7 protein-coding genes are annotated in these 7234 nt (G+C 73.7%); 5 read left to right on the plus strand and 2 right to left on the minus strand.

The window, feature by feature from the left end; genetic code table 11:
- Nucleotides 1–169: 169 nt before the first annotated feature.
- A complete protein-coding gene (locus tag ACFRMQ_RS35605; protein ID WP_380734954.1) occupies nt 170–838 on the minus strand; it encodes a hypothetical protein in 669 nt (222 codons plus the stop codon).
- Nucleotides 839–1246: 408 nt separating this feature from the next.
- Here ACFRMQ_RS35605 and purN point away from each other — a divergent pair, with 408 nt between their 5' ends.
- Nucleotides 1247–1906 (plus strand): phosphoribosylglycinamide formyltransferase, encoded by a 660-nt coding sequence (purN, locus tag ACFRMQ_RS35610; protein ID WP_380734955.1) that lies wholly within the window; start codon nt 1247–1249, stop codon nt 1904–1906.
- The gene (gene purH / locus ACFRMQ_RS35615) at nt 1903–3480 is read left to right on the plus strand and encodes a bifunctional phosphoribosylaminoimidazolecarboxamide formyltransferase/IMP cyclohydrolase (protein ID WP_380734956.1); all 1578 of its coding nucleotides are present in this window, start codon (nt 1903–1905) and stop codon (nt 3478–3480) included. The genes purN and purH overlap by 4 nt, the downstream gene beginning before the upstream one ends.
- Nucleotides 3481–3558: 78 nt before the next feature.
- Here the strand turns inward: purH and ACFRMQ_RS35620 are convergent, their stop codons facing one another.
- Nucleotides 3559–4167, minus strand: coding sequence for a hypothetical protein (locus ACFRMQ_RS35620; RefSeq protein WP_380734957.1), 609 nt, complete (start codon nt 4165–4167; stop codon nt 3559–3561).
- Between the two features lie 540 nt (nt 4168–4707).
- On the opposite strand from ACFRMQ_RS35620, the gene ACFRMQ_RS35625 reads away from it, so the two are divergent.
- The 3 genes from ACFRMQ_RS35625 (at nt 4708) to ACFRMQ_RS35635 (ending at nt 7221) form a co-directional block, all read left to right on the plus strand.
- Nucleotides 4708–5562: a bifunctional methylenetetrahydrofolate dehydrogenase/methenyltetrahydrofolate cyclohydrolase gene (locus tag ACFRMQ_RS35625; RefSeq protein ID WP_316523728.1), complete on the plus strand. Its 855-nt coding sequence runs from the start codon at nt 4708–4710 to the stop codon at nt 5560–5562.
- A 19-nt stretch (nt 5563–5581) separates the two neighbouring features.
- Nucleotides 5582–6118 carry a DUF3017 domain-containing protein gene (locus tag ACFRMQ_RS35630; RefSeq protein WP_380734960.1) on the plus strand — a complete coding sequence of 179 codons (537 nt, stop codon included), beginning with the start codon at nt 5582–5584 and terminating at the stop codon, nt 6116–6118.
- 110 nt (nt 6119–6228) lie between these two features.
- Nucleotides 6229–7221 carry a malate dehydrogenase gene (locus ACFRMQ_RS35635; RefSeq protein ID WP_380734961.1) on the plus strand — a complete coding sequence of 331 codons (993 nt, stop codon included), beginning with the start codon at nt 6229–6231 and terminating at the stop codon, nt 7219–7221.
- Nucleotides 7222–7234: the final 13 nt, after the last annotated feature.

Below are 7234 nucleotides of genomic sequence, written 5' to 3' on the forward strand. Positions count from 1 at the left end.
CCCTTGTGCTGCGGCTCTCGGGACCGGGCGTCCGGGACGCCGACGACCTGGACCCGGACCCCGACGACCCGGACGCCTGACCCGGACGGCCACCCGGACGCCCCGCCGCAACCGAACCGGAATCGAGCCGGGACCGAGCCCGGCCCGGCCCCGACCAGGCCAGGGGCGCCTACTCGGCGTTCCCGGTGAAGTCCACGTACCACTGCGGCGCGTACCGGTCGCAGTTCTGGGCGCCGACCGAGGTCAGCGAGTCCTGGACGCAGGTGACGTAGTCGCGGTAGTGGTACCCGAGGCCGATCACCGAGGTGGCGAACACGACGGTCATCGCACCGGTCAGGATGCCCGCGAGCGCGGCCGGGGTGAGCGGGTTCGGCACCGGGGCGCCCGGGTGCGGGCCGCCCGGCCCCGCGACCGTGGCGGCCGGGGCGGTGGCCGGGGTGCCCGGGGTGGCGGGCCGGCGGGTCCGCAGCGCGCCGACGCCCCAGACGATGCCGAGCACCCCGATCAGCAGGGCGAGCCACTGGAGCCCGGTGAACAGGCAGACCAGCGCGAGCGGCCCGGCCAGCGCGGCGTTGCGGGCCTTGCGGTGGGCCGGGTTCGCGGGGTCGAGCCGGGGCGGCTGCGGGGCCGACGGCTGCCGGCCGGGCCGGCCGTCGCCCCCGGGGCCCCACGGCGAGGGTCCCTGCGGACGCCCTCCGTCCTGCCCGGGGCCGCCCTGCCCGGAGCCGTCCTGGCCCTCGCCGCCCCAGGGGCTGCGCGGCTGCCACGGCTGGTCGGGGGCATCCGCCGGCGGCGGCGCGAAGGGGTTGCGCTCGCCGGTGTCGTCGCCGCTGCTCATGGGTTCAGCCATTCCTTCTCGGTCGGGGCTCGGTCGGGCTCGGTCGGGCTCGTTCGGAGGTCCTCGCGTCGGAGCGGTCTCCCGCTCCCATGATCCCGCAGCCGCCCGCCGGTCCACGGAGGGCCCGGGCCGCGGGCCCGGGTGGGGCCGGTGCGGCCGGGGGCAACTCCGGTGCGGGGGACGGAGGAGATCCCCGTCTCAACTACGCGCGTAGCGCCGCCGGGAGGGTGCGGAGGCCGTCCGACCAGCCGTTATCGTGGTGACGGTCAGCAGCCCACAGAGGTTCCCCGGGGCCCGCGTCGCGGCGGGTTTCCCTGGAGTTACCCCTCGCTCGACCTGCCGTTCGTAGTGGCCCCACCACCGGTGGACGTACCAGCGGACGGCGCCCGACCTACGGAGAAACGCGCAGTGGCCGCCGCCCCCGCCCAGCACTTCCCGCCCCGTACGCCCGGACCGGCCCGCCTGGTGGTGCTGGTCTCCGGCTCCGGCACCAACCTCCAGGCGCTGATCGACGCCGCCACCGATCCGGCGTACGGCGCCGAGATCCTGGCGGTCGGCGCGGACCGGGACGGGATCGTCGGTCTGGAGCGGGCCGGGAAGGCGGGCCTGCCGACCTTCGTCCACCGGGTGAAGGACCACCCGGACCGGGCCGCCTGGGACCGCGCGCTGACCGCCTCCGTCGCCGAGTACCAGCCGGACCTGGTGGTCACGGCCGGTTTCATGAAGATCCTCGGCCCCGAGTTCGTCGTCGCCTTCGCCGGGCGGATCGTCAACACCCACCCCGCGCTGCTGCCCGCCTTCCCCGGCGCCCACGGCGTCACCGACGCGCTCGCGTACGGAGTGCGGGTCACCGGCTGCACCGTCCACCTGGTCGACTCCGGCGTGGACACCGGGCCGATCATCGCGCAGGGCGTCGTCGAGGTCGTCGACGCCGACCACGCCGATGGCGGCGAAGCGCTGCACGAGCGCATCAAGACTGTCGAGCGCAAGCTGCTCGTCGACGTCGTGGGCCGGCTGGCCCGCGAGGGCCACCGCATCGAGGACCGAAAGGTATGGATTCCGGCATGAGTGCCAGCTCCACCACCACGCCCGTTTCGGAGAACGTTCGTCCGATCCGTCGCGCGCTGATCAGCGTGTACGACAAGACCGGTCTGGAGGAGCTGGCCCAGGGCCTGCACGCCGCCGGGGTCGCCATCGTCTCCACCGGCTCCACCGCCGGCCGGATCGCCGCCGCCGGCGTGCCGGTGACCGAGGTCTCCGAGCTGACCGGCTTCCCGGAGTGCCTGGACGGGCGCGTGAAGACGCTGCACCCCCGCGTGCACGCCGGCGTGCTGGCCGACCTGCGGCTGGAGTCGCACCGCGCGCAGCTGGCCGAGCTGGGCGTCGAGCCCTTCGACCTGGTCGTGGTGAACCTCTACCCGTTCAAGGCCACCGTCGCCTCCGGCGCCACCCCGGACGAGTGCGTCGAGCAGATCGACATCGGCGGCCCGAGCATGGTCCGCGCCGCCGCCAAGAACCACCCCTCGGTGGCCGTGGTGGTCGACCCGGCCCGCTACGACGACGTGCTGGAGGCGGCCCGGGAGGGCGGCTTCGACCTGGCCACCCGCAAGCGCCTGGCCGGCGCCGCGTTCGCCCACACCGCCGCCTACGACGTGGCCGTCGCCTCCTGGTTCGAGGCCGGCTACGCGCCCAGCGACGAGCGCTTCCCGGAGTTCCTGGGCTCGACCTGGGAGCGGCAGAACGTGCTGCGCTACGGCGAGAACCCGCACCAGGGCGCCGCGCTGTACAGCGACGGCACCGGCGGCCTGGCCGGCGCGCGGCAGCTGCACGGCAAGGAGATGTCGTACAACAACTACGTCGACACCGACGCCGCCCGCCGCGCCGCCTACGACCACGCCGAGCCGGCCGTCGCGATCATCAAGCACGCCAACCCGTGCGGCATCGCGACCGCCGCCGACGTCGCCGAGGCGCACCGCAAGGCGCACGAGTGCGACCCGGTCTCCGCGTACGGCGGCGTGATCGCCGTCAACCGCCCGGTCACCGTCGCGCTGGCCGAGCAGATCGCCCCGATCTTCACCGAGGTCGTCGTGGCCCCCGGCTACGAGGAGGGCGCCCTGGAGGTGCTCACCAAGAAGAAGAACCTGCGGGTGCTGCTCGCCCCCGAGGCCCCGGCCAACCGCCAGGAGGTGCGCCCGGTCTCCGGCGGCGTGCTGCTCCAGGACGCCGACCGGGTGCACGCCGAGGGCGACGACCCGGCGAACTGGACCCTCGCCACCGGTGAGGCGCTGGCCGCCGACGAACTGGCCGAGCTGGCCTTCGCCTGGCGGGCCTGCCGGGCCGTCAAGTCCAACGCGATCCTGCTGGCCAAGGACGGCGCCTCGGTCGGCGTCGGCATGGGCCAGGTCAACCGGGTGGACTCCTGCAAGCTCGCGGTCGAGCGGGCCGGCGAGCGCGCCAAGGGCGCCTACGCGGCCTCGGACGCCTTCTTCCCGTTCGCGGACGGCCCGGCGATCCTGATCGCGGCCGGCGTCCGGGCGATCGTCCAGCCGGGCGGCTCGATCCGTGACGAGGAGGTCATCGCGGCGGCCGCCGAGGCCGGCGTGACGATGTACTTCACCGGCGCGCGGCACTTCTTCCACTGATGACGTGACGGAACGGCAGAGCGGCCCGGCCCCCTCCGAGGAGGGAGCCGGGCCGCTCCGTCGTGAGCCGTCGGCCGGTCAGTACTTCGGCCGGTTGAACCAGTTGACGGCGTCCCGGGTGCACACGCCGGCGATCCAGATGACGCTGATCGCCACCCACAGCAGGGCGACGACGAGGTTCGCCGCCTGGCCCTCCTTCGCGGCGAACGCGCCGAGCAGGCCGAACAGGCCGAACAGGCCGCCGATCGCGCCGTAGACGATGGTGGTGATCCGGACGCCGTTGCCACCCTTGCCGAACTTCACGCCGAGGGTGATGGACAGCGCGGCGGCCAGCGCGAACACGACGCCGATGACGACCGCGACGCCGGCGGCGGCGTTGCCGAGCGCGAGCAGGCCCTCGTCGGTCGAGTTGCTCTGGTCCATGGCGCCCTTGGCGGCCGCGGCCCCGAGCAGGCAGAACAGCGCCGCCAGCACCTGGGTGCCGCCGACGATGAACAGCAGGACCCGGGCGGTCATCATCAGGCCCGGCATGGACTGCGGCGGGGCCGCCATCGGGTAGCCGTAGCCCGGCGCCTGCTGCGGGTAGCCGTACCCGGCCTGCGGCGGCGGGGCCTGCTGCGGGTAGCCGTAGCCCTGCGCGGCCGGCGGCTGGCCGTACGGGTTGTTCGGGTCGGTCGGGTAACTCATGGATGCCTCCGGGCAGTTGCGGGGACGCGGGGACGGGACGCCGACGGCCCGGTGCCGGTCGGTGAGTCGGATCACCCACCGGAAGGGACGGTAGCGGGGCGGGGTGACAGCCCGGCGGCGGTGACGGGCGCCGCGGTTCGGCAGAGTGGTGAGCGTCAGGGGCGCGAGGCGGCCGACGGGTACGGCGCGGGCGGGACGGTGCCCCCGCGGTCGGACTGCTCGCACTGATGTGGTCGGCTCACTGGCTCTTTCCCCCGGATACGCCCCGCCGCGGGTCCGTCGGCCCGTCACCGGGCCGGTCCACGGCGGGAATGCCCGGATATCGTCATCCGGACGGCGGCGCCCTGTCCAGCCGGTTCGCCGGGCGGGCCGAGACTGTGGCGCAACCGCAACGTGGCGCGGACCTCCGAAGCCGTTCGTTCACCCGGACGCCGTACTCCGGGCCCCGGGGCCCGCCGTACCGGTCACTCCCGGGCGCGCGCCGGCCGACAGCACGAGCCCTCGGTACGGCGACCCCCGGCGATCCGGGAGAATGGGGCCATGACTGCCCAGATTCTCGATGGCAAGGCCACCGCCGCCGCGATCAAGTCCGAACTCGCCGCCCGTGTGGCGGCCCTCAAGGCGAAGGGCGTCACGCCCGGCCTCGGTACCGTCCTGGTCGGCGACGACCCGGGCAGCCGCTGGTACGTGAACGGCAAGCACAAGGACTGCGCCGAGGTCGGCATCGCCTCGATCCAGCGCGAGCTGCCCGCCACCGCCACCCAGGAGGACGTCGAGAACGTCGTCCGCGAGCTCAACGCCGACCCGTCCTGCACCGGCTACATCGTCCAGCTGCCGCTGCCCAAGGGCCTGGACCAGAACCCGGTCCTGGAGCTGATGGACCCGGACAAGGACGCCGACGGCCTGCACCCGACCTCGCTCGGCCGCCTCGCCCTGGGCATCGACGGCCCGCTGCCGTGCACCCCGCTCGGCATCGTCGAGCTGCTGCGCCGCCACGACGTCGAGATCGACGGCGCCGAGGTGGTCGTGGTCGGCCGCGGCATCACCGTCGGCCGCTCGATCGGCCTGCTGCTGACCCGCCGCAGCGAGAACGCCACCGTCACCCTGTGCCACACCGGCACCCGGGACCTGGGCGCCCACCTGCGCAAGGCCGACATCATCGTGGCCGCCGCCGGCGTGCCGCACCTGGTCAAGCCGGAGGACGTCAAGCCGGGCGCGGCGGTGCTGGACGTGGGCGTCAGCCGCAGCGAGGGCAAGATCGTCGGCGACGTGCACCCGGGCGTGGCCGAGGTGGCGGGCTGGATCTCCCCGAACCCCGGCGGCGTGGGCCCGATGACCCGCGCGATGCTGCTGAACAACATCGTCGAGGCGGCCGAGCGCCGCGCCGGCATCTGACACCCCAGGGACGGCGAGCATGACTGAACCGCGACCGGCAGGGCCCAGCCGCAGGCCGGTCAAGACCACCGGCACCCTGCCTCCGGAGGGCTCGGCCGCGGCCCTCGGACGCGACCACGCGCTGCCCGTGCGGCAGTGGCCGATCACGCTGGTCCTGCTGGTGGTCGGCGCCGGCCTGGCGGTCACCTGGTTCGCCGACTTCAAGGACGGCTTCAAGTACGGGCTGCTGATCCTCGGCTGCGGGGTGCTGCTCGGCGCGGTGCTCCGGCTGGTGCTGCCCGAGGTCGGGATGCTGGCGGTGCGCAGCCGCTTCACCGACGTCGTCGTGCTGACCTTCCTGGGGGCCTCGATCGTGCTGCTGACCCTGGTGGCACAGCCGAACCCGTGGCTGCAGATCCCGCTGCTGGACAACATCGGCCAGCTGATGGGCCGGCCCAAACACGGATCCGCGGGCCCGCCGCGGCCCCCGCCCGGGGCTCCCTGGAATTTCCGGGGGCCCGGGCGGGGGCCGTGCCGCGTCTGTGACGCATCAGCCAGGCCCGCACACGCGGCATAGGCTTTCCTTTGCGATAACCTGACGCCGGTCTCTCGATGTCGAGAGACCGTCCTCGGCTCCAGTGCGCCGGTGTGCCTGGGGCACCTGGCGATTTGCTGGAGAAGGTAGAAATGACTCGCACCCCCGTCAACGTCACCATCACCGGAGCGGCCGGCCAGATCGGCTACGCGCTGCTCTTCCGCATCGCCTCGGGCCACCTGCTCGGTGCCGACGTGCCGGTGAACCTGCGCCTCCTGGAGATCCCGCAGGGCCTGAAGGCCGCCGAGGGCACCGCCATGGAGCTCGTCGACTGCGCCTTCCCGCTGCTGCGCGACATCACCATCACCGACAAGCCGGCCGAGGCCTTCGACGGCGCCAACGTCGCGCTGCTGGTCGGCGCCCGTCCGCGCACCGCGGGCATGGAGCGCGGTGACCTGCTCCAGGCCAACGGCGGCATCTTCGGCCCGCAGGGCAAGGCCATCAACGACCACGCCGCGGACGACATCAAGGTCCTGGTCGTCGGCAACCCGGCCAACACCAACGCCCTGATCGCCCAGCGCAACGCCCCGGACGTCCCGGCGGAGCGCTTCACCGCGATGACCCGCCTGGACCACAACCGCGCCCTCGGCCAGCTGTCCGCCAAGACCGGCTCCCTGGTCTCGGACATCAAGCGCGTCACCATCTGGGGCAACCACTCCGCGACCCAGTACCCGGACATCTTCCAGGCCGAGGTCGCCGGCAAGCCGGCCTTCGAGGCCGTCGGCAGCGACCTGGGCTGGCTGGAGAACGACTTCATCCCGACCGTCGCCAAGCGCGGCGCCGCCATCATCGACGCCCGCGGCGCCTCCTCGGCCGCCTCGGCCGCCAACGCCGCCATCGACCACGTGTACACCTGGGTCAACGGCACCGCCGAGGGCGACTGGACCTCCATGGGCGTCGTCTCCGACGGCTCCTACGGCGTTCCGGAGGGCCTGATCTCCTCCTTCCCGGTCACCACCAAGGACGGCAAGTTCGAGATCGTCCAGGGCCTGGAGATCTCCGACTTCTCGCGCGCCCGCATCGACGCCTCGGTCCAGGAGCTGGCCGAGGAGCGCGACGCGGTCCAGGAGCTGGGCCTCATCTGAGCCCGCCCCGCAC

Origin of the sequence: Kitasatospora sp. NPDC056783, from assembly GCF_042789895.1 — a bacterium.
Taxonomy (GTDB): Bacteria; Actinomycetota; Actinomycetes; order Streptomycetales; family Streptomycetaceae; genus Kitasatospora.